Source organism: Paraburkholderia steynii (assembly GCF_900100565.1).
GTDB lineage: Bacteria > Pseudomonadota > Gammaproteobacteria > Burkholderiales > Burkholderiaceae > Paraburkholderia > Paraburkholderia terrae.
In genome coordinates, this window is record NZ_FNDI01000007.1 from 318,893 (window position 1) to 339,693 (window position 20,801).

A 20,801-nucleotide genomic window follows, 5' to 3' on the forward strand; every position below is an offset into this window, starting at 1 on the left:
ACTCGTCAAATACGCCCACGTCATGAACATCGTGATTCTGGCGGCAGGCACCGGCAAGCGCATGCGCTCTGCACTGCCAAAGGTGCTTCATCCCCTGGCCGGTCGGCCGCTTCTTGCTCATGTCATCGACACCGCTCGCACACTGAATCCGACGCGTCTCGTCGTCGTGATCGGTCATGGCGCGGAACAGGTGCGCGAAGCCGTCGCGGCGCCTGATGTGCAGTTCGCATTGCAGGAACAGCAGCTCGGCACGGGACACGCGGTACAGCAGGCGTTGCCGCTGCTCGATGCGTCCGCGCCGACGCTCGTGCTGTACGGCGACGTGCCGCTCACGAAAACGAGCACGCTCAAGCGTCTGACTGATGCGGCGGGCCACGACGGCTACGGCGTGCTGACCGTCACGCTCGACGATCCCACCGGTTACGGCCGCATCGTGCGCGATGCGCAGGGCAAGGTGGAGCGCATCGTCGAGCAGAAAGACGCGACGCCGGAACAGCAGCAGATCGCCGAGATCAACACGGGCATCGTCGTGATGCCGACGAAGCGCCTCGACGGCTGGCTGTCGTCGCTGAAGAACGACAATGCGCAGGGCGAGTTCTATCTCACCGACGTGGTCGAACTGGCGATCGAAGCGGGCATCGAAGCCGTCACCGCGCAGCCTGACGAAGAATGGGAAACGCTGGGCGTCAACAGCAAGCAGCAACTCGCGGAACTCGAACGCATCCATCAGCGCAACGTCGCTGACGAACTGCTCGTCGCGGGCGTGACGATCGCCGATCCGGCGCGTATCGACGTGCGCGGCACGCTCGAATGCGGCCGCGATGTATCGATCGATGTGAACTGCGTGTTCGAAGGCAAGGTCACGCTGGCCGACAACGTATCGATCGGACCGAACTGCGTGATCCGTAACGCAACGGTTGGCGCGGGCACGCGCATCGACGCGTACACGCATATCGAAGGCGCGCAGGTCGGCGCGCAGGCCGTGCTTGGTCCGTACGCGCGGTTGCGTCCGGGCGCAACGCTTGCGGACGAAACGCACGTCGGCAACTTCGTCGAAGTAAAGAACGCGGTGCTCGGACGTGGCTCGAAGGCGAATCACCTGTCGTATATCGGCGATTCGGACGTCGGCGCGCGAGTGAACATCGGCGCGGGCACGATCACCTGCAACTACGACGGCGCCAACAAATTCCGCACGGTCATCGAAGACGATGTGTTCGTCGGCTCGGATACGCAACTGGTGGCGCCCGTGCGCATCGGCCGCGGCGTGACGATCGCGGCGGGCACGACGGTCTGGAAGGATGTCGAAGAAGGCCTGCTGGTGCTCAACGAAAAGACCCAGATAGGCAAGACGGGCTACGTGCGCCCGACGAAAAAGAAAAGCTGAAGGGAACCGCGCGTGCGAGGCGCGCGCCTCGACCCCTAACTCTGCAAAGGACCATTGAATATGTGCGGCATTGTCGGCGCTGTTGCGCAGCGAAACATCGTTCCCGTTCTGATCGAAGGACTGCGTCGCCTCGAATATCGCGGCTATGACTCATGCGGCGTCGCCGTGCTGGCGAACGGCGAGCCGAAGCGCGCGCGCAGCGTAGCGCGCGTCGCCGATCTCGACGACCAGGTGCGCGAGACGCGCCTCGAAGGCGCGACAGGCATCGCCCACACGCGTTGGGCCACCCACGGCGCGCCCGTCACGGACAACGCGCACCCGATCTTCTCGCGCAACGAACTGGCGCTCGTACACAACGGCATCATCGAGAACTACGAGTCGCTGCGCGAGATGCTGCGCGGCAAGGGCTACGAGTTCGTCTCGCAGACCGATACGGAAGTGATCGCGCATCTGGTTCATAGCCTGTATCGCGGCGATCTGTTCGCGGCCGTGCGCGAAGCGACGGCGCAACTGCATGGCGCATACGCAATCGCCGTGCTGCACAAGAACCAGCCGCATACGGTGGTGGGCGCGCGTCAAGGTTCGCCGCTCGTCGTCGGCCTCGGCGAGGGCGAGAACTTCCTCGCATCCGACGCGCTCGCGCTGGCGGGCAGCACCGACCGCTTCATCTTCCTCGAAGAAGGCGACGTCTGCGAACTGACGCTGGAAAAGGTGCGCGTGTTCGATCGCGACGGCAATCCCGCCGATCGCGAAGTGCGCCAGGTGGCAGCCTACGGCGGCGCGGTCGAACTCGGACCATATCGCCACTTCATGCAGAAGGAAATCTTCGAGCAGCCGCGCGCGATCACCGACACGATCCCGCAAGCCGATGCATTCGATGCGTCACTGTTCGGCGAAAACGCGCAGAAGGCGTTTTCGGAAATCGACAGCCTGCTGATTCTCGCGTGCGGCACGAGTTACTACTCGGGGCTGACGGCGAAGTACTGGCTCGAATCCGTCGCGAAGATTCCGACGCAGGTTGAGATCGCGAGCGAATACCGTTATCGCGATTCGGTGCCGAACCCGAAGGCGCTCGTCGTCGTGATTTCGCAATCGGGCGAAACGGCTGATACGCTCGCAGCGTTGAAGCACGCGCAGTCGCTGGGACACAAGCACACGCTGTCGGTGTGCAACGTCGGCACGAGCGCGATGGTGCGCCTGACGGAACTGTCGTTCCTCACGCACGCGGGCCGCGAAATCGGTGTCGCGTCGACGAAGGCCTTCACGACGCAGCTGGTCGCGCTGTTCGTGCTCGCCATGACGCTCGGCAAGATGCGCGGTCATGTCAGCGCAGCGCAGGAAGCGGACTATATCCGCCAGCTGCGTCACTTGCCTGCGGCGCTCAATAGCGTGCTGGCGCTGGAGCCGCAGATCATCGCGTGGTCGGAAGAGTTCTCGCGCAAGGAAAACGCGCTGTTCCTCGGCCGTGGCCTGCACTATCCGATCGCGCTGGAAGGCGCGCTCAAGCTCAAGGAAATCTCGTACATCCACGCCGAGGCTTATCCGGCGGGCGAGCTGAAGCACGGGCCGCTGGCGCTCGTGACGGAAGCGATGCCGGTGGTGACGGTCGCGCCGAACGATGCGCTGCTCGAGAAGCTCAAGTCGAACATTCAGGAGGTGCGCGCGCGCGGCGGTCAGCTGTACGTGTTCGCGGATGCCGATACGAAGATCGTCAACGATGAAGGTATCCACGTGATCCGCATGCCGGAGCATTACGGCTTGCTGTCGCCGATCCTGCACGTCGTGCCGCTGCAGTTGCTCGCGTATCACACGGCTTGCTCGCGGGGCACGGATGTGGATAAGCCGCGTAATCTCGCGAAATCGGTGACGGTGGAGTGAGGTAAGTGGCTTTGTGTTGATGTTGTTGTTGCTGTAACCGCCTCACCTGCGTTCTGGATACGGTGCCGCGTTCGCGGACGTATCCAGAACCAGTCAAATCTCCTTTCTCTTCCCCTGGTGTTTCCCTCGCGCGGCCCTCAAGGCTTCGTCGCATAGGCCAGCACGCACGGCATCGGTATGCGTACCTCATCCTCACTGGCATAGGCCGCCGCGCCTTCGCGCACCGTCTTGCTGATCGCGGCCAGCGCATCCGGCGTCTGCGCATTCAGAATCGCCGAAACCCGCACGCCGCCGCGCAACAGCATCTCGAACAGCGCATCGGGCGAGGGCGCATGCAAGGTCTGCTCCACTTCCTCGATGCGCGGCTCGCGAAAGCCCGCCGCCAGCAGTACACGCTCGCACTCCGCCCAGTCGCTGAATCTGAAGAACGGCGGCCCGGGGGGCAATTGGACGTCCATCCGGCCGTGCGCCTCGATCGCCTTCAGCACGATCGAGAAACCGACGGCCTTGTCTTGCGACGCCCATACCGTGAAGCCGACCTTGCCACCCGGCCGAAGCACGCGGAACGCTTCCTCGATCGCCTTCTCGGGATGCGAGAAATGCAGCATGCCGAAGCTGATGCCGACGGCATCGAAATCATCGTCGGGAAACGGCAGGTCTTCCGCGCTGCCGATGCGAAACGTCAGCGCGGGATAGATGCGCCTCGCCTGATCGACCATCGAATCCGCGAAGTCCACCCCGACGACATCCGCGCCGCGCTGCGCAGCCGCAGCGGCGAGATAGCCCGGGCCTGACGCGACATCGAGCAGACGCACGCCACGGCGCACGGCCAGCGCATCGAGCAAGGCGCAGTGCGACTGGATGGTCAGGTTGCCGAAAAACGTGTGATAAGGCTGCGCGACGCGCTCCCATCCCCGATGTTCGAAGGCACTGAACTGGTCTTCTTTCATGGCCGTTCCCCCTTGGTGCTTCAAGTCACTTCCGTTATAGGACCCTCGCGTCAGAGGTCAACGACCAATCGTCACGAGACCGTCCCAGCTGACCTCTGCACATCCAGATGTCCACACGATCCTATGGACAACATGGGGATATCACGGAGGCGATTGCTGTGGGCAGATTCTGGGTAAACACGAGGTGTGCTCGAACATGGGACAAGTTATTCAAACTTGCGGCGAACGGTCCCATGCTTATGCGCAAGGGTATACGTTTCGCAATCCGTTGAGTGCAAAGCGGATTTGGCGCTTGTCCACAGAAAGTGGATGCCCTTGTTAACTGCTACTACGTATACATATTTATAACTTCAAAGACAGTAAACAAACCGCGCGCGGCGCCTGCATGTACGGCAGGGCGATGATCTGCCTGTCCGGTGAACAGCGCGATGAACGGCATCAGTCTGAAAAAACGCGTTGTCGGAATTCGTATCCGGCGAAGCGATTCATGTGTATGGCGTGAGCCAACACTTCTGCGCCCGGATTCGTTCGCCGCGCTCGATCGCACGAGCCTGATTCGCCGCCAAAGCACACGTGGCAAGCCGCGAGGTCAGCGAGCCGCAAACGGGCATACACATTGCTGTTAGAAAGCGCGCCCGCTCAATGAAGCGGACCTCACCAAAACACCCCGGAGGCGATCGTGCTGGCAACAAAACCGTGTACCGCGACATGTGTCATTGATGGAATCGCGGTCACACTGACCTTTTTCCCCGACACCGGCGTTCTGCGCATCACCGACAGCACAGGCAGCCGTCTAAGAGAAACACGCTGGTCCGCGTCGTGGCAAAGCCTCGTCGCAACATTCCGCGAGCTGAGTGAGACGCCCGTCGAAGAACGCGCCGATCCGGATGTGCTGTTCGGCAGCTACTATCGATCGAACGCGATCAGCAGCCGCTACGCGAACTGAACACGACACGGTGCCTTGCCGGCGTACTGGCGGCCGTACGGACAAACGGCCGAACTGAGCCACGAATCGCCCTCGCTTCCGCCGATTGAATGCGCGTGCTGGCTCCTATACTTCTTTCCATGGCGCGACGATTCAACAGCCCATCGACGCGGTTCCCCTCCGCGTTGCGCAAGACCGCAGGTTGCCAGCAGTCGTAACAGAAGTAGCAGAAGTAGCAGAAGCACCGGCAGTGGCAGTCAACGAAGTGGCAGTACGCGCAGCAAACGGAAGTCGATGTAACAAACGAAGTACTCGCAGCAACGGGATCAGCAGTTTGAATTGGCAGTTTGAAGTTGCAGTCGCAATACAAGCAACGCAAGCAACAGGCAGTCGAAAGACCGGTTCATCAAATGCAGTTGGGGTTAGCAGCAAGGAGTAGGCGCGGGACCAATTGAAGCGAAAAGACGTTTTACTAATAACAGCTTCTCGTGATGAGCAGCAGTCGGCAAGCATCCACGCGCCTGTTCGATATGACTCATCCACCGAGCCCTGTTCCCCGCGGAACAGGGCTTTTTTTTTCGTGCAGCGAGCGCTTCTCACATGCGCTCGACGTCCTGCCATCCGCCCGTCGCCATGCTTTTCACCGATGCGGCAACGAATGCCAGTCCCTTCACACCATCGCTGACGCTGGGGAAGCGCGTCGGCTGGTCGTCACCGGGTGTGCCGGCTATCCGTGTCGCAACGCGCTGCGCGAACTCCGTATAAAGATTCGCGAACGCTTCCAGATAACCTTCGGGATGACCGATCGCGATACGTGTCGAACGCTGCGCGCCTTCGCTCGTCGCGGGGCCCAGCCGGCGCGTGATGATTTCTTCAAACGCATCCTGCCGCCGATGGATCAGCCGGTTCGGTTCCTCCTGATGCCACTCGAGCCCGCCCTTGTCGCCGTGAATGCGGAAGCTCAATCCGTGCTCCGAGCCCGCCGCGGCATTGGTGACCCACAGCGAGCCGCGCGCGCCGTTCTCGTAGCGCAGCAACGCGGAAACGTAGTCGTCGACGGGGCGGCCTGGAATCGCGGACCCGACGTCCGCGCACAAGCGAGTCACGTCCAGCCCCGTCACGAACGCGCCCAGATGAAACGCATGCGTGCCGATGTCCATCAGCACGAGCGAACTGCCCGCGCGCCCTTCCGTACGCCAGCCTGCGGGCAGATCGTGGCCGGCCAGATAGCTCTGCACGTATTGCAGATGCACCTGGCGAATCTCGCCGAGTTCGCCCGCGCGAATCATGTCGCGCGCCTGGCGCACCATCGGAAAGCCTGTGTAGCAATAGGTCACGCAGAATTCGGCGTTCGTCGTCTTCACGCGCGCGGCAATCTCGCGTGCTTGCGCGAGATCGTTGGCCAGCGGCTTGTCGCAGATCACGTGAAAGCCACGGTCGAGTGCCAGCATGCAGATCGGATGATGCGAGTCGTTGGGCGTCATCACCGCGACGGCGTCGATGCGATCGGGGCGCGCCGCTTCCGCTTCGAGCATCTGTTGCCACGACGCATACGCGCGTTCCGCGCCGATGCCGAGGTCGAGCGCCGCCTGCCGCGCGCGTTCAGGATTCGACGACAGCGCGGCTGCAACGATGTCGTACTGGCCGTCCAGGCGTGCCGCAATGCGATGCGTCTCGCCGATGATCGAGCCCGGCCCACCACCGATCAAGCCCAGCCGGATGCGCCGGCCAATCGTACTTGTCACCATGTCGTCTCCGTCGTTATCGAATGTGCGGGGCTAGTGTGTCGCGTTGCGGAACTCGAGGTTGCGCAGCGCATCGGCGAATTGCTCGTCGGACCAGCTTTCGGCGAGCGCGGTCGCGAGGATCTGCTGCTGACTTGCCGGCGCCAGTCCGCCCACGGGCGGATTGCGGTCGAGGTTCGTCGGGAACGCATAGCCTTCCGCGCACGATGCGATGACGGCTGCCATTTGCGCCGCGTCGAGGCGCTGTTGCGCGTGCATCGCCCGCAGCACGGGATACACGGCGTTGCACATGCGCGTCCGGTCGAGCGATTCCATCGCGCGCCCATACGCCGACGACACCTGCAGCAGGTTCGCCATCCGTTGCACGTCGCGCGTGCGGTTCGAGCCGGCAGCGTGAAACAGCGCGGGGTTGAAGAACAGGGCGTCGCCCTTTTGCAGCGGCAACTGCGCGTAGTGCGATTCGAAATACGCGCGGAAGTCCTCGCGGCGCCACGCGACATAGCCTTGCGGGTAACGCTGCGAAAACGGCAGCAGCTTGGTTGGACCGCTCTCGACGGGCATGTCGGTGTGCGCGACGGCGCCTTGCAGCGTCAGAAGCGCCGACATCGCGTGTACATGTGCGGGAAAACGCTGCGCTTCGTCGACGGTGAGAAAGCCGAGATGGAAATCGCGGTGTGCCTGCTGCGCTTCGCCGCCCGGCCGCACGACGTTCACCTGCGACGTCATCTGATACGCGGGCCCGAGCCAGGCTTCGGCCGCCGCCACCAGAACGGGATTCGCGAAGTAGCGGACAAAGACATCGGGTGCCGCGAGACACAGCTTTTCCTGTGCGTTCCAGATGCGGTCGTTGGCGCCCGCCTTCGCGAAGTGATCGGCGCCGCCGCCTGCCTTGCGCTCGCTGCGAATGATCGATTCAAAGATTGCGGTCGCGTCGTCGATGGCGGTCGTGTCGTCGTACGCGCGCCGCAGCACGAACACGCCGGCGCCGTCGAGCAGGACGCTGGCCCATTCGGCAAGCAGCTCGGGACGGCGCGCCGCGTCGGCCACGATGGGCCGCAACGCATCGCCGTCGTAGACCGGTATGGCGTGCGCGAGGTCGGCGGCGAGGCGCGGCCTTGGACGCATTTCACGTGAGGTTTCGATCAGCGTCGCGAAGTCGTCGACGGAACAGTCGGCCTCGCGAAACCAGGTCTGTCCGCCTGAAGGCAGATGCTGTGGGTTCATCTCGTCTCCTCCGATGCCATCGGGTGGTCCGATGCTGGAAACCAGCTTATCCGCAATCTCCGTCGCTGAGTGATCAACGAAACATCAAAAACACATCAAAAGCGAGCGGCGGATTTGCTCAGTGAGCGATGAGGTATCCCTTTCTGATCAAGGAAATCACGTTGCAGGAGGGCCTCGCATGGCGACCGTCGGCGGTGTGCCGAATGGACGCGCGCACGTGCGCGAGCATGCGCGGCGGCGCGCTCGGCAAGTGATCAGGGAATTGGTGAGGAGCAACTGACGACGCGACGGGTGGTCGCAAGCTCGTAGTCGACGTGGCGGTTGAAGCATCGCGCCGTTACGCCGCCGGCGAGATCCGCGAAGCGCCGGAAGGCGCCGTGCCGGACCTGCATTGGTCGCGCTTTCAGATGCAGGAGACTACGACAACGCCGGAGAACATTCCGCACGATGTCATCGCGCGGTTCGCGGCGCGTCCCTAGCGGCCGTGCTTCACTGCAGCGGCGCCGACCACGCGATCGTGCGGTTGCGCCCTTCGCGTTTTGCCGAGTAAAGCGCGCTGTCGGCGCGCGCGAGCGTCGTGTTCAGATCGTCGCTCGTTTCGACCTTGCATACGCCCGCCGAAAACGAATAACGGATCGCACAGTCGCCAGCGACCTGCACACGGCGGCTCATCACCTGACGGCGCATCCGCTCGACAGCCGACACGCCATGCTCGACCGACGTCGACGGAAACACGACCAGAAATTCCTCACCGCCAATGCGCCCCGCGATATCCGTCTGACGCGTCGCATGCCGGCAGACTTCGCCGAAGTCGCGCAGCACGGCGTCGCCGGCGGCGTGGCCGTGCGAGTCGTTGATCTGCTTGAAATGATCGAGGTCGACGAGCGCGACCGTGAGCGGCGTCTCCGTGCCCACGGCAGCCGTGATCGCGAGTTCGAGCGCCGACATCGAATGACGCCGGTTAGAGAGGCCGGTCAGCACGTCGGTGCGCGCTTCCTGCACCGCGCGTTCGTGCGCGCCGATCCACGCCTGCTCGCTGGAACGCAACGCCGAGATGTCCGTGCCGGTCAGCACGATCCAGTCGTTCTCCAGCAGCGACTCCGTCATCCAGAACCAGCGCCCGTCGATCAGCTCCGTCGCGAAGCTGCGCTGCCCGGCGCGTTCGCGGCGCACGGCGATCGCGTCGCCGATCACGGCTGCGGCGTTGTCGCCCTCGATACGCGTGCCGCATTGACCGAGGATGCCGCGCATCACGAGATCGGCGAACGTGATTTCGCCGCGCTCGCGGTTGAGTCGGAACGCGTGCTTGAATGCGCTGCTCGCGAATACGAGCCGGTCGCTCGTATCGTAGATCGCGACCAGCGTGTTTTTGCCGTCGAGGGCGCCGAGCAACGCTTCACATGCGATGTCGTCGGTACGCAGATCCTGGATCGATTTCATATCGGTGCAGATGGGTCTCCGAGCTGGCCGCGTCGTCGGAGCGCGGCCTCGGTCCCAGGTTCGCCGTGTCGCTCAAGAAAAGCGCCACGGACGAAGCCGTGGCGCGAAGCGTTCCAATGATTCCGACTGCGTGAAGAATCACGGAGAACGTGGAGACAGGATCAAGTCTACGTCGGGCGAATGCTCGGCCATCGCGTGAACAGTGAGCAGTTTTGCCCGCAATTCTGCGGGTCGTGCAGGTTTCTGGGAGTCGTGCAGCGTTCTTCAACCTTGCAAGGTTCGGCGCGCCGTGATGCTCACGCGTGGCGCTTCGCCTGATCCGTGTGATCGATCAGGCTGTCCGGCTGAGCTTGCGTCCAGTCCACCCCTTGCACCTGGTTGCGACCGGCCGCCTTCGCCGCGTAAAGCTGCGCGTCGGCGGCTGCGAGCAGTTCCGGGGCGTTGCGGCCGTCGGCAGGCCGGCCCGTCGCGCAACCGACGCTCACCGTCACGGTCGGCAATTGCCTGATGCGCAGCGCCTCGACGCCGCGGCGGACTTTCTCGGCCGAGTTGGCAGCAGCGTTCGATCCCATATCGGGCAGCACGACCGCGAATTCTTCGCCGCCGTAGCGCGCGACCACGTCGATCGAGCGCCGCGCCACCGACGCGATGCAGTCAGCCACGGCGGCCAGCACTTCGTCACCAGCGGCGTGGCCGTAGGTGTCGTTGAAGCGCTTGAAATGATCGATGTCGATGAACAGCACCGACAGCACCGCGCCGTTGCGCCGCGCTCGACGCCATTCTTCGTCGAGGTGCCGGTCGAGCGTGCGGCGGTTGCTGAGCCGGGTGAGGGGATCGGTGGCCGCGAGTTCGGCGAGGCGCGCCTGCGCGCGCACCTTGTCGCGCAGCGCAAACGCGAGCGTCCAGCAGACCAGCACGACGACGGCGCCCAGCGTGAGCGTCAGCGCGCCCGCAACCGCGCTGCGCTTGCGCCACGGGGCGAGCACGTCGTCGAGGGCGGGCGCGACGATCACGACGAGCGGCGTGTCGGGCACATGCGCGTACGAATAGATGCGCCGCACATGATCGATAGGAGAGTCGTCGATGAACGATCCCGCCGTCCCCGAGTGCGTGACCTGATATTGCGGATACTTGTCCACATCGACGCCGATGATGGCTTCGGCGTAAGGCTTGCGCGCGAGCACCGTGCCGTCTTCGAGCAGGATGAACGCGGTGCCGTCGCGGCCCGTGTTGACCTTGTCGAGCAGCCGTTGCAGATAGGCGATGCGTACGGCGAGCAGCGCGACGCCCGCAAACGAGCCGTCGCGCGCGGTGATCCGCCGTGACAACGCAAACGAAAGCTCGTGCTCGCGCAGCCGCGAGCGGTACGGATGCGAGACGAACAGACCCGCGTTCGGATTGCGCTGATGAACGACGAAGTAGTCGCGGTCGTCGAACCGGACATTCTTGTTGACGGGGCCTTCCTGCGTGGCCTTCAGCGTGCCATGCTCGTCGACCACGTAGGCTCCGCCGAGGTAAGCGGCGAGCGTCGCGCGATCGAACAACACGGTGCGGCGCAGATCGTCGGGCAGATGCCAGACCGTCGGCTCCTGCGACCGATGGACGATTTCCTGCAGAGACAGATCGTAGATCTCGACGTTGCGCGCCAGATCGCTCGAAATCAGCGAAACCAGGTTGGCCGAGGTCTCGCGCGCGTGATTCAGCGCATCGGTGCGTCCCGAGTACAGCGTGGCGAGCGTCAGCCCCGCCATTGCCGTCGCGATCACCGTGCCCGCGATGCCCGTCAGGAACGGGCGGTTGCCGACCGCTTGCGACACGGCCGCTCCGCGCTTGCGCGCAAGATGGCGAAACCGTTGACGCAGGACGAGAAGCGGATTGAACACGAGCGTCGTCTCCGTCGTGATTGTGCCGCTACGCTAGCAGGGTTGCGAAGCGCGCGGCAAGCATGGCGCGTGGTTCCGTTGTGGACGATGCATCGTGGATGGCGTTTGCGGCGCGCGCTTCACGGCGCGACGCGCACGCTGAACGAAAGTTCGCGATGTACAGTGATAGCCCAATCGATCGATACAAACAACGACATGACGACTGGTTTCGCCCAACGCGTGATGGCCTGGACCTATGTCCTGAGCGGTGTGACGGCAAGCAACCCCCGACAGACACCACGCGCGACGCCACCGGCTAGCGAACACGCCGATGCCACCGGCTCGCCGGGGCGCGCACCGACGCTCTGGCTGGCCGTGAGCCTGTCGATGGGCAGCGCGATTGCGCTGGGGCTTGCGCGCTTTTCCTATGCGTTGCTGTTGCCGCCGATGAAAAGCGACCTCGGCTGGAGCTTCGCGCAGGCGGGCGCGATGAACACCGCGAACGCGCTCGGCTATCTGCTCGGCGCGCTCGCGTTTCCACGTTTGTCGCGCCGCTGGTCGGCGGGGACGCTATTCGTCGGTGGATGCGTGGCGACAGCCCTGCTGATGGCCATCACGGGCATGTTGTCGGATACCGGCGCGCTGCTCGTTCAGCGCGTCGCGACGGGCATCGCGAGCGCATTCATTTTCGTCAGCGGCGGCGTACTGGCGGCGCGCCTCGCAACTTCGCGTCCGCGCGATGCGGGCCTCGTGCTCGGCCTGTACTACGGCGGCACCGGATGGGGCATCGTGGCGTCGGCGCTGCTCGTTCCCGCTTCGCTCGCTTCCTTCACACTCGTGCATCGCACGCATGACTGGCAGATGGCGTGGTTCGCGCTCGCTGTGGCGTGCGTCGCGTTGTCGTTGGTCGCGGCGCGTGCCGCGCTGCGCATCGACAGGCAGCACGTGATACACGCAGGCACAGGCGACGCCACGGCGGCCGCGCCGCGCGCCACGCCGATGCTGCGCTATGCGTTCGTGCTCGCCGGCTACGGGCTGTTCGGGGTCGGCTATATCGGCTACATGACGTTCATCATCGCGCTGCTGCGCAACGGCGGCATGAGCGAAGGCGTCGTGACGGGGTTCTATCTGCTGCTCGGTGTTGCGACGATCGTGTCGGCGCGCATCTGGTCGAAGCTGCTCGACCGCATGCGCGGCGGCCAGGCGCTCGCGTTGCTCAATGCATTGCTCGCGCTGGCAACGCTGATGCCCGCGATCGTCGCGCATCCTGTCGTCGCGTTCGCGTCGGGTGTGCTGTTCGGCGCGACGTTCCTGTCGGCTGTCGCGTCGACGACGGCCTTCGTGCGCCACAATCTTCCCGCCGCGCATTGGGGCCGCGGCATCAGCGCGTTCACGATCGTGTTCGCGTTCGGACAGATCGTGGGGCCGACCGTGATCGGGTGGGTGTCCGACGGCGTCGGCCTGGAGCGTGGACTCATCTATTCGGCATGCCTGCTTGCCGCTGGCGCGGTACTTGCTGCATTGCAGACAAGCTTGTCGCAAACACCCATTCGGTGAACTGATCTTTTCGACGAAAGCATTGCACAACGCGCGACCGCATATTCGGTGCCAATCCAGGCGCCATTTGGGTCACGCAGTTGCTGCGTTGCGGTCGCCAGCGCACAGATCGGGCGCGCAGCCGGGAGCAGGATGAAAACCGATGAAATACTCAGTCATCCAATTCGAATTTGACTGTTGCTATTTCGTCAAAACAACTAGAGAGACGCGAGATCAACGCCTAAAGTTAAAGTGCTTTCTCAAGTCTTTTGTGCGGTGCGGGGGTGCTTATGAAACGCAGGAACGCGCGACAACTGGTCCGGATGCTGACGGACATACGGCATGCGGCAGATTGCAGGGCGCTGCGCGCGGCTGCAACGCAACGGGCGATCGAGCTTGCTGCGCAAGAGGCGGAAGAGGAGCAGGAGAAGCCGGACACCGCACGCGAAAGCACCCGCGACAAGACGACGTGGAGAACGTCATGAGAAACGCCACCGAACAGTCGCTGCGTTTTCTGGTCGAGAAATGGCTTGGGCCCGTTTCCGCGCCTGTGCATGTCACGCAGTTCGGCCGCACCAAATGGGACCACACGCGCTACGTGCGTGTCGAAACGTCCGCGCCGGATGGTCTGCGTTCGTTGTTCTTCTTTCGTCACGACGACGGATGCTGGTGCGTTTTCCCGCCAACGTCGAACCGCCGTCGTCCCGTCGAAAGCTGGCGCCAGGTGGCGGCGCAGGCGGCCGCGTAGCATCGGTCGCGACGGCTGGCTGGCCCATGCGAGCCCGAGCCAGCCCACCGACCGCGTTTCAGGCCGGTTCCGCCGAGTCCGACGAGACTTCGCGCCGCGCCGTCCACATCGGCATCACCTGACAGACGATCAATCCCGCCAGCATCAGCGCGCAGCCGAGCAGCGCGCGCGTCGCCAGCGTTTCGCCCAGCACGAGCCAGCCGGCGAGCGCGGCGAACACACCTTCCATGCTGAAAATCACGGCCGCGTGCGCGGGCGCCGCATCCTTTTGCGCGACGACCTGGATCGTGTACGCAACGCCGACTGAAAGCGCGCCGCCGTAAAGAATGGTCGGCGCGGCGCGGACGATGTCGGCGATGCGCAACGGATCGACGACAAGTCCCACCGCGAGGCTGACCACGCCGCACACGATGAACTGCACCAGCGCGAGCGCCAGCGGATCGTGACGGCGCGCAAAGCGGCTCACGAGCACGACCTGCGCTGAAATGACGATCGATCCCGCGAGTTGCAGCCAGTCGCCGTACAGGATTGAAAAATGTTCATCGACACTCAGAAAATACATGCCGAGCGCGGCCAGCAGCGCGCCGAGCCATACGCCGATGCCCGTCTGATGACGCAGCACCACGCCGATCAGCGGCACGATCACGACGTACAGCGAACTGATGAAGCCCGCGTTGGCCACCTTCGTGTATTGCAGGCCGATCTGCTGGCAGGAGATCGACACGGCGACGAGCAGGCCGAGCAGCGCGCCGTCGCGCCATAGCGTCGATGCGCGGGACGGCACAAGAGAAGCGGGTGCGTCATCCGCGCCCGCCAGCTTGCGACGCCGCCGCACAACCGACCACACGATCAGGACAACGAACGCGCCCAGCAGAAAGCGCAGCCCCGTGAAGAGAAACGGACCGATCGAATCGAGGCTCAGGCGTTGCGCGACGAATGCGCTGCCCCAGATCATCGCGGCGACGAGCATCAGCAGATTCGCGCGCAGGTGTTGGCGGGTGGCGGTTTTCAAGCGGAAATTCCTGACAGGACAGATCGTTTCGCGCGGCAAGCTTGCAGAGCTGCGCAAGGCGTATCGCGCGCCTTCTGCTCAGACGAAACGACGGTCATTGAATGGCAGCCGACATGATACCTGTATGGCCGTCGGCGAAGCGTCGAGATGATGAAAGCAATCAGTAAGAAAGCTGTCTCCCGGAAAATACATATCGAAGCTTATGGGATGACAAACCGCCTACGCTGCGTGATACTCCCCGCGGGGAGCCGCCGGGCGCTGTGTGGCCCAGCAGGCTTCGCCATCATGCGGTTCCAATTCAACATTTGACTTACAGTCGTCAGGTTTGGGGATAACACACATGAAGAAGATCATCGCCTCGCTCGTCACCGCCTCGCTCGCGCTGGTGTCCGTTCAAGCTTTCGCACAGGCATCCGACGCAGCGCCGGCAGCAGCTAGCGCCGCGAAGCCGAAGCATGCTCACAAGCAACTGAAGACGCACGGCAAGCGCGCTGGTGTGTCGTCGGCAGCATCGGCTGCAGGCACGAACGACAAGGGCACGCAGAACTAAGCAGCCCGTTCGCGCAGCAACAAGAAAGGCCGAAGCTATGCTTCGGCCTTTTGCATTTAGGGCGCGTTTGCAGCCCATTCGACGCGCCTTTACCGCACTTTCGAGCCGCTCCCGCGCCATGAAGCGCGCAGCGCCGCTCAAACGCCCGCTGCGAGTCCGTTGACCAGCAGTTCGGCGATCAGCCCGTTCATGCCTTCGGGATGACTCGCGGCGCGCTCCTTCAACTGATCGACCAGCGAATCCGGCAACTTGCACGCGAACGGCACGAGGCCTTTGGCCTGATCGAGCTTGCGCTGCTCACGGCGGTCGAGTTGCGGCTGTAGCGACGACGCCTTGCCGAAGCGATCGGCGGAGAGCGACTGTTTCATCTCGTTGCCGAGTTTCAGCGCCTTGTTTTTCTCAAGGTCGAATTTCTTCATTGCCATGCGGAAAGGCCTCTAAACAGGTAAGCAATTCATCATTGTACGCATCGCGCGACGCGTGAATGCCGGACTCAAGCCGAATCGCCGCGCGAGATGCCGCAGCTATTTCGCCGGCGCTTCCGCGTTCGTCACGCTGTCCATCAGCGCGCGCATGCGTCGCCAGTGCGTGCCTTCCCAGAAAACGCGCCGGCACACGTCGCAGGTCACGAACTGCGCATGCCGTTCGAGCACGCCTTCCGGCGCGCGCCCAATCACTTCGTCTTTCGGAATGCGCCGCAGCGGCGCGTTGCACGTGAGGCACAGGCGAAACGGCCGCGCGCTGCCCGCCAGATCGAGCCGGTCGAAAATCTCGCGCAGCTGCGCCTCGGGTTTCAGCGCGCGGACATAGCAGCCGTGTGTGATCGTGCGGCGTTTCAGCAGTTCGCGGTCGCGCGTCAGCACGATGCGGTTTTCATCGGATGCAATCGACTCGATATGCGAATCGGCGTAGTGATTGTCGTAAAGTGTGTCGAAGCCGGCGAGCCGCAGCAGTTGCGCGAGTCCGCCGAGGTGCGCGTCGGCGACGAAGCGCACCACGCGCAGCGGGCGTTCGCGCACGCGCAGCAGCGGTTGAATGTCGAGCGCCTCGAATTTAGGGTAGACGGCCACGCGGTCGCCTTCCTGCAACGGGTGATCGAAGCCGACCGATTCGCCGTTCACGAGGATCAGCTCGACTTCCGTATGCGGGACGCCGAGCGCCTCGATCATGTGTTTCGCGCTGGCGGCGCGCGCACACTCGCAACTGAACGACTGCCGGCGCAGCGGCCGCGCCAGGAAGTCGTTCAATTCTTCGTAGAAGCGGAAGGTGGCCGTAACCATGACGCCAGTATGGCACTGCGCCTCACGCAGCGCCGATGGGCAATTACCTGCACGACGTGCGCGGCTATGCTCTACTTCGGGTTCTTGAACAGGAGTCATTGATGGACATCGGTTTTATCGGTCTCGGCGAAATGGGTGCCGCGATGGTCGCAAACATGCTGAAAGCTGGGCACAGCGTGCGCGTCTGGAACCGCTCGCCGGACAAGGCGCGGCCGCTCGTCGAACTGGGCGCGCAGATCGTCGCTTCACCCGCTGAGGCTTTCACTGGCGACGCCGTCTTCTCGATGCTCGCCGACGATGCCGCGCTGCGCGACGTCATCAGCGCGTCGCTGCTGGAACACGCGCCGCGCGGACTGATTCACGTGAACATGGCGACGATCTCCGTCGCGCTGGCGGAAGAACTGGCGACGGCGCACGCCGGGCGCGGCCTGAACTACGTTGCGGCGCCCGTGATGGGCCGGCCGGACGTCGCGGCGGCCGCGAAGCTGACCATCGTCGCCGCTGGGCCCGCCGAAGCGATCGACCGTGTTCAACCCGTGTTCGATTCGATCGGCCAGAAAACGTGGCGCATCGGCTCGCTGCCGCAGCAGGCCAACGTCGTGAAGCTGGCGGCGAACTTCATGCTGGCGTCGGCGGTGGAGTCGCTGGGCGAGGCGTCGGCCTTGCTCGGCGGTCACGGCGTCGCGATGCAGGACTTTCTCGATGTGATCACGAACAGCGTGTTCCCCGGTCCCGTGTATCAGGGCTACGGCAAGATGATCGCTGAACAGCGCTACGAACCGGCGTTGTTCAAGGCGCGTCTCGGCCTGAAGGACGTGCGTCTCGCGCTGGCGGCTGCCGAGTCGGTGTCGACGCCGCTGCCGGTGGCGAGCGTGGTGCGCGACAGCCTGATCGAAGCCGTCGCGCACGGCGACGGCGAGAAGGATTTTGCCGTGCTGGGCCAGGTCGCATCACGCCGCGCAGGGCGTTGAGGGCGCGGGCGCTCGTCTTTGCTTGCGCTCATACGCGCGGGCCAGCGTTGCGAACTGCATGAGAGCGGGTGGGGCGAGCATAATGCTCGTTCCGCCCGTTTTTCATTTTCATCGAGCAATACGCATCATGATTCTGCATACCTGGTGGCTCTACGTGGCCACGATTTTCGTTGTCTGCGCGATTCCCGGCCCGAACATGCTGTTGATGATGACGCACGGCGCCCGTTACGGCATGCGTCAAACGACGGCCACGATGGCCGGCTGCCTGATGTCGCTGATGCTGATGCTGGCCGTTTCCGTCGCCGGCCTCGGCGTGCTGCTGAAAGCATGGCCGGCGACCTTCGACACGCTGCGCCTGCTCGGCGCGGCTTATCTGATCTGGCTCGGCGTGAAGGCGTGGCGCGCGCCCGCGAGCGAAGCCGCGGCGACACAAGCCGACGCTTCCGCTGGTGTCATGGGCGGCAAGCGCGCACCGTCGCGCGGTGCGTTGATGCGCATTGGTTTTCTGGTCGGCAGCAGCAACCCGAAGGCGATTCTGTTTTCGGCCGCGCTGTTGCCGCAATTCATCGACGCCTCGCGCCCGACGCTTCCGCAGTTCGCGGTGCTCGTCGCCACGACGGCGGTGATGGAAGTCAGCTGGTACATGGTCTACGCGGGCTGCGGCACGCGGATCGGCGCGAAGCTGAAGAGCAGCAGCGTCGCGAAGGCGTTCAACCGGTTGACGGGCGGCGTGTTCGTCGGCTTCGGCGCGATGATGGCGCTGGTGCGGCACTGAACGCCTGCCTTTCAGCGCACGCCGCGTCTCATGGCGCGGCGTGCGCTCCTTCGTCACTGACGGCCGGCTTGCGCGGCGCGATCGGTGAAACCGAACAGAAACACGGCAACCGCGAACCCCAGCGCGACTGCGCACACACCGCTCCATCCGGCCCTTGCCCACGCAACGCCTGACAGCGCGGCGCCAATTGCCCCGCCGACAAAGAAAATTCCCACAAAGAGCGCATTCAACCGGCCGCGTGCAGCGGGGTTGATGAGATTGATCGCGCGACGTCCGAGCGTTTGATCGGCGATGACGCCGGCGTCGAGCGCTGCCGCGCCGGCGACCAGCAGCGCGAGCGCCACCACAGGATGCGCCGTCGGCGAGAATCCACCCCAGCCCGCACCCGCGACGCCTAGCACGAGGACGGCCGCAATCATCACCAGATGCGCGACGATCTGCGTCGCGCGGCCCGCGCCGCGATCGCCGAGATAACCGGCGAGCGGCGTGACGATCGCGCCCGTCGCGCCCGCCAGCGCGAACGCGGCGACGCCTTGCATGCCGAGCGAGAACGGCGGCTGCGCGAGCCGCAGCGCAATGGCCGTCCAGAATGCACTGAACGCGCCGAGCGCGAGGGCGGCCAGCGCAGCGCGCCGTTGCAGTACGGGCTCGGTGCGCAGCAGCGTCCAGAGCGAGCGCAGCAGTTCAGGGTAGCGCGCGGTGGCCTGCGGCGCGTGGCTCGGCAACTGGACGTACAGCACGACGGCGAGCAACGCGTCCGCAAACGCTTCGATGCCATAGAAAGCGCGCCAGCCAAACGTTCCGGCGATCACGCTCGCAAGCGGACGTGAAAGAAGAATGCCGAGCATCAGTCCGCTCATCACGTTGCCGACGGCGCGCCCGCGTCGGTTTTCGGGCGCCATCGACGCCGCCATCGGCACGAGCATCTGGATCACGCTCGACGTCGCGCCCGCCATGAACACTGACGCCAGAAACATCCAGCCGGAGCGCGCGAACGACGAAAGCGCGAGAAACGCGGCACAACAGACAAGCGTCTGGAAAATGAGCCGGCGATTTTCGAGCAGATCGCACAACGGCACGAGCAGCAGCAAACCTGCCGCGTAGCCGAGTTGCGGCAGCATCGCGATCAGCCCGGCCAGTTCGGGCGGCAGATCCAGCGCGCGGCTGACCGGCCCCGTCAACGGCTGCGCTGCCGTCAGATTGACGACGATCACCCCGACGGCTGCGGCAAAGAAAAGCGTCAACGGCGTGCTCAACGTGGCGCCGGGCGGCGCGGCGGACTGTGGCGGCGGCGGTGATGTGGCGGCGAGGCTGCGCGGACAGGTGTCGGCGGGCTGGTTCATGGTTCGGTCCGGAAGGTTTCGATCCGGCCCATCGTAGGGATGCCGACGTTATGCGACAATTGAATTATCTCGATAATGTTTATGCGAGGTTGTTTTGAATACGCGTGACTTGCAGGCTTTTGTAGCGGTGGTCGAAAGCGGATCGATGGTGCGGGCGTCCGAGAAGCTGTTTTTGACGCAGCCGGGTCTCACGCGCCGCGTGCAGAACCTCGAAACGATGCTCGGCATCGAATTGCTCGACCGGCAGAGCAAGCCGCTGAAGCCGACGGCAGCGGGCAACGAGGTGTACGGCCTCGCGCGCACGGTGCTGCGCGCCGTCGACGATCTGATGTCTGTTGCGTCGCCGGACAGCGAGCCGACAGGCGAATTCAAGATCGGCGTGCCACCGTTTCTTTCCGAGCTGGCGCTGGAGCAGCCCATCGACCGTTTGCGCAGCGCCTTTCCGAACCTGACGCTGCGCGTGACGGCGGGCTGGTCGCCGGGTCTGTTGCAGATCGTCGAGCAGGCGAAAGTGGATGCCGCCGTGGTGCTGCTGCCGGAAAGTGTGCCGTTGCCGGAAGGGCTGACATCGACGCTCCTTGCCTACAAGCCGACCGTCGTCGTCGCGCCACGCTCGTTCGGCATAGTTGACGAGCCGGCGACGCTCGCGACCTTGTCAGGCTATCCGTGGGTGCTGAATCAGGACGGCTGTGGGATGCGCTCCGCGCTAAGTCGCGCGATGGCGGCTGCGGGATTGCCATTCAACGTCGCCGTCGAGGCGTTCGGCTCGGAACTGCAACTGTCGCTGGTGACGCGCGGGCTGGGCGTGGGTCTCGCGACGCCGGAAGTGCTCGCGCGCAGTCCGCACCGCGAGGCGCTGCAGGTCATCGACGTGCAGGACTTCCGGAACGGCCTGAACGTGTGGCTCGTGCATGGCGCGCTGCCCGGACGCCTCGTGCGTCCCGTCGAGTTGATGCGCGACGCGCTGGTCGAAAAGCTGGAAAAGGATGCAGCTTGTCTGGCGCTGGCTCATTCTGTCGGATGATGCAGAGCACAAAAATACTTCCGAAAGGATTCATGCGACGTTTTGTCACCCTTTGGTAACGTAGAACTAGCGCTCTAACGCATCATGTTGCAACGCACCAAGTGATTTGCTATAGTTCGTCTTGTCTCCTCCATGTCTCCTCTGATATGGATTC

General features: G+C 64.0%; 21 protein-coding genes. 12 read left to right on the forward strand and 9 right to left on the reverse strand.

The window, feature by feature from the left end; translation table 11 throughout:
- Positions 1-22: 22 nt before the first annotated feature.
- Positions 23-1,384 (forward strand): bifunctional UDP-N-acetylglucosamine diphosphorylase/glucosamine-1-phosphate N-acetyltransferase GlmU, encoded by a 1,362-nt coding sequence (glmU, locus tag BLT65_RS15700; protein ID WP_091778934.1) that lies wholly within the window; start codon positions 23-25, stop codon positions 1,382-1,384.
- A 60-nt stretch (positions 1,385-1,444) separates the two neighbouring features.
- Positions 1,445-3,262, forward strand: a complete 1,818-nt coding sequence (glmS, locus tag BLT65_RS15705) for a glutamine--fructose-6-phosphate transaminase (isomerizing) (protein ID WP_042314078.1) — start codon at positions 1,445-1,447, stop codon at positions 3,260-3,262.
- Between the two features lie 137 nt (positions 3,263-3,399).
- Here the strand turns inward: glmS and BLT65_RS15710 are convergent, their stop codons facing one another.
- A complete protein-coding gene (locus BLT65_RS15710) occupies positions 3,400-4,212 on the reverse strand; it encodes a class I SAM-dependent methyltransferase (protein ID WP_042314080.1) in 813 nt (270 codons plus the stop codon).
- A gap of 679 nt (positions 4,213-4,891) precedes the next feature.
- Here BLT65_RS15710 and BLT65_RS15715 point away from each other — a divergent pair.
- Complete coding sequence (locus BLT65_RS15715; protein ID WP_035991600.1) at positions 4,892-5,158, forward strand: hypothetical protein; 267 nt, start codon at positions 4,892-4,894, stop codon at positions 5,156-5,158.
- Between the two features lie 575 nt (positions 5,159-5,733).
- Here the strand turns inward: BLT65_RS15715 and BLT65_RS15720 are convergent.
- Positions 5,734-6,885: a Gfo/Idh/MocA family protein gene (locus BLT65_RS15720; RefSeq protein WP_091778936.1), complete on the reverse strand. Its 1,152-nt coding sequence runs from the start codon at positions 6,883-6,885 to the stop codon at positions 5,734-5,736.
- Between the two features lie 30 nt (positions 6,886-6,915).
- The gene (locus BLT65_RS15725; RefSeq protein ID WP_091778938.1) at positions 6,916-8,106 is read right to left on the reverse strand and encodes a phytanoyl-CoA dioxygenase family protein; all 1,191 of its coding nucleotides are present in this window, start codon (positions 8,104-8,106) and stop codon (positions 6,916-6,918) included.
- A 128-nt stretch (positions 8,107-8,234) separates the two neighbouring features.
- Here BLT65_RS15725 and BLT65_RS48415 point away from each other — a divergent pair, with 128 nt between their 5' ends.
- Both BLT65_RS48415 and BLT65_RS47220 read left to right on the forward strand, forming a co-directional pair.
- On the forward strand, positions 8,235-8,360 hold the full coding sequence (locus BLT65_RS48415) for a hypothetical protein (protein ID WP_279634453.1): 126 nt from the start codon (positions 8,235-8,237) through the stop codon (positions 8,358-8,360).
- 60 nt (positions 8,361-8,420) lie between these two features.
- Positions 8,421-8,585, forward strand: a complete 165-nt coding sequence (locus tag BLT65_RS47220) for a hypothetical protein (RefSeq protein WP_167306491.1) — start codon at positions 8,421-8,423, stop codon at positions 8,583-8,585.
- Positions 8,586-8,595: 10 nt separating this feature from the next.
- Here the strand turns inward: BLT65_RS47220 and BLT65_RS15730 are convergent, their stop codons facing one another.
- Both BLT65_RS15730 and BLT65_RS15735 read right to left on the reverse strand, forming a co-directional pair.
- A complete protein-coding gene (locus tag BLT65_RS15730; protein ID WP_042314092.1) occupies positions 8,596-9,546 on the reverse strand; it encodes a GGDEF domain-containing protein in 951 nt (316 codons plus the stop codon).
- Between the two features lie 296 nt (positions 9,547-9,842).
- Positions 9,843-11,429: a sensor domain-containing diguanylate cyclase gene (locus BLT65_RS15735; RefSeq protein WP_091778940.1), complete on the reverse strand. Its 1,587-nt coding sequence runs from the start codon at positions 11,427-11,429 to the stop codon at positions 9,843-9,845.
- A 222-nt stretch (positions 11,430-11,651) separates the two neighbouring features.
- On the opposite strand from BLT65_RS15735, the gene BLT65_RS15740 reads away from it, so the two are divergent.
- The 3 genes from BLT65_RS15740 (at position 11,652) to BLT65_RS15745 (ending at position 13,692) form a co-directional block, all read left to right on the forward strand.
- The gene (locus BLT65_RS15740; protein ID WP_425273129.1) at positions 11,652-12,965 is read left to right on the forward strand and encodes a YbfB/YjiJ family MFS transporter; all 1,314 of its coding nucleotides are present in this window, start codon (positions 11,652-11,654) and stop codon (positions 12,963-12,965) included.
- A gap of 269 nt (positions 12,966-13,234) precedes the next feature.
- Positions 13,235-13,429: a hypothetical protein gene (locus BLT65_RS46460; protein ID WP_143036518.1), complete on the forward strand. Its 195-nt coding sequence runs from the start codon at positions 13,235-13,237 to the stop codon at positions 13,427-13,429.
- Positions 13,426-13,692: a hypothetical protein gene (locus tag BLT65_RS15745; protein WP_042314100.1), complete on the forward strand. Its 267-nt coding sequence runs from the start codon at positions 13,426-13,428 to the stop codon at positions 13,690-13,692. Before BLT65_RS46460 ends, BLT65_RS15745 begins: the two co-directional genes overlap by 4 nt.
- A gap of 58 nt (positions 13,693-13,750) precedes the next feature.
- Here the strand turns inward: BLT65_RS15745 and BLT65_RS15750 are convergent, their stop codons facing one another.
- A complete protein-coding gene (locus BLT65_RS15750; RefSeq protein ID WP_091778942.1) occupies positions 13,751-14,704 on the reverse strand; it encodes a DMT family transporter in 954 nt (317 codons plus the stop codon).
- Between the two features lie 340 nt (positions 14,705-15,044).
- Here BLT65_RS15750 and BLT65_RS15755 point away from each other — a divergent pair, with 340 nt between their 5' ends.
- On the forward strand, positions 15,045-15,254 hold the full coding sequence (locus BLT65_RS15755; RefSeq protein WP_009769951.1) for a hypothetical protein: 210 nt from the start codon (positions 15,045-15,047) through the stop codon (positions 15,252-15,254).
- Positions 15,255-15,391: 137 nt separating this feature from the next.
- Here BLT65_RS15755 and BLT65_RS15760 read toward each other — a convergent pair whose 3' ends face one another.
- Positions 15,392-15,679: a hypothetical protein gene (locus BLT65_RS15760; protein WP_007747873.1), complete on the reverse strand. Its 288-nt coding sequence runs from the start codon at positions 15,677-15,679 to the stop codon at positions 15,392-15,394.
- A gap of 99 nt (positions 15,680-15,778) precedes the next feature.
- Positions 15,779-16,534 carry a Mut7-C RNAse domain-containing protein gene (locus BLT65_RS15765; RefSeq protein ID WP_091778944.1) on the reverse strand — a complete coding sequence of 252 codons (756 nt, stop codon included), beginning with the start codon at positions 16,532-16,534 and terminating at the stop codon, positions 15,779-15,781.
- A gap of 101 nt (positions 16,535-16,635) precedes the next feature.
- Between BLT65_RS15765 and BLT65_RS15770 the strand changes: the two genes are divergently transcribed.
- Together BLT65_RS15770 and BLT65_RS15775 are read left to right on the forward strand one after the other, a co-directional pair.
- On the forward strand, positions 16,636-17,505 hold the full coding sequence (locus tag BLT65_RS15770; RefSeq protein WP_091778946.1) for an NAD(P)-dependent oxidoreductase: 870 nt from the start codon (positions 16,636-16,638) through the stop codon (positions 17,503-17,505).
- 127 nt (positions 17,506-17,632) lie between these two features.
- A complete protein-coding gene (locus BLT65_RS15775) occupies positions 17,633-18,280 on the forward strand; it encodes a LysE family translocator (protein ID WP_091778997.1) in 648 nt (215 codons plus the stop codon).
- 53 nt (positions 18,281-18,333) lie between these two features.
- Here the strand turns inward: BLT65_RS15775 and BLT65_RS15780 are convergent, their stop codons facing one another.
- Positions 18,334-19,623, reverse strand: a complete 1,290-nt coding sequence (locus BLT65_RS15780) for an MFS transporter (protein ID WP_091778948.1) — start codon at positions 19,621-19,623, stop codon at positions 18,334-18,336.
- Positions 19,624-19,717: 94 nt separating this feature from the next.
- On the opposite strand from BLT65_RS15780, the gene BLT65_RS15785 reads away from it, so the two are divergent.
- Positions 19,718-20,647 carry a LysR family transcriptional regulator gene (locus tag BLT65_RS15785; protein ID WP_091778950.1) on the forward strand — a complete coding sequence of 310 codons (930 nt, stop codon included), beginning with the start codon at positions 19,718-19,720 and terminating at the stop codon, positions 20,645-20,647.
- The last annotated feature ends 154 nt before the right edge of the window (positions 20,648-20,801 follow it).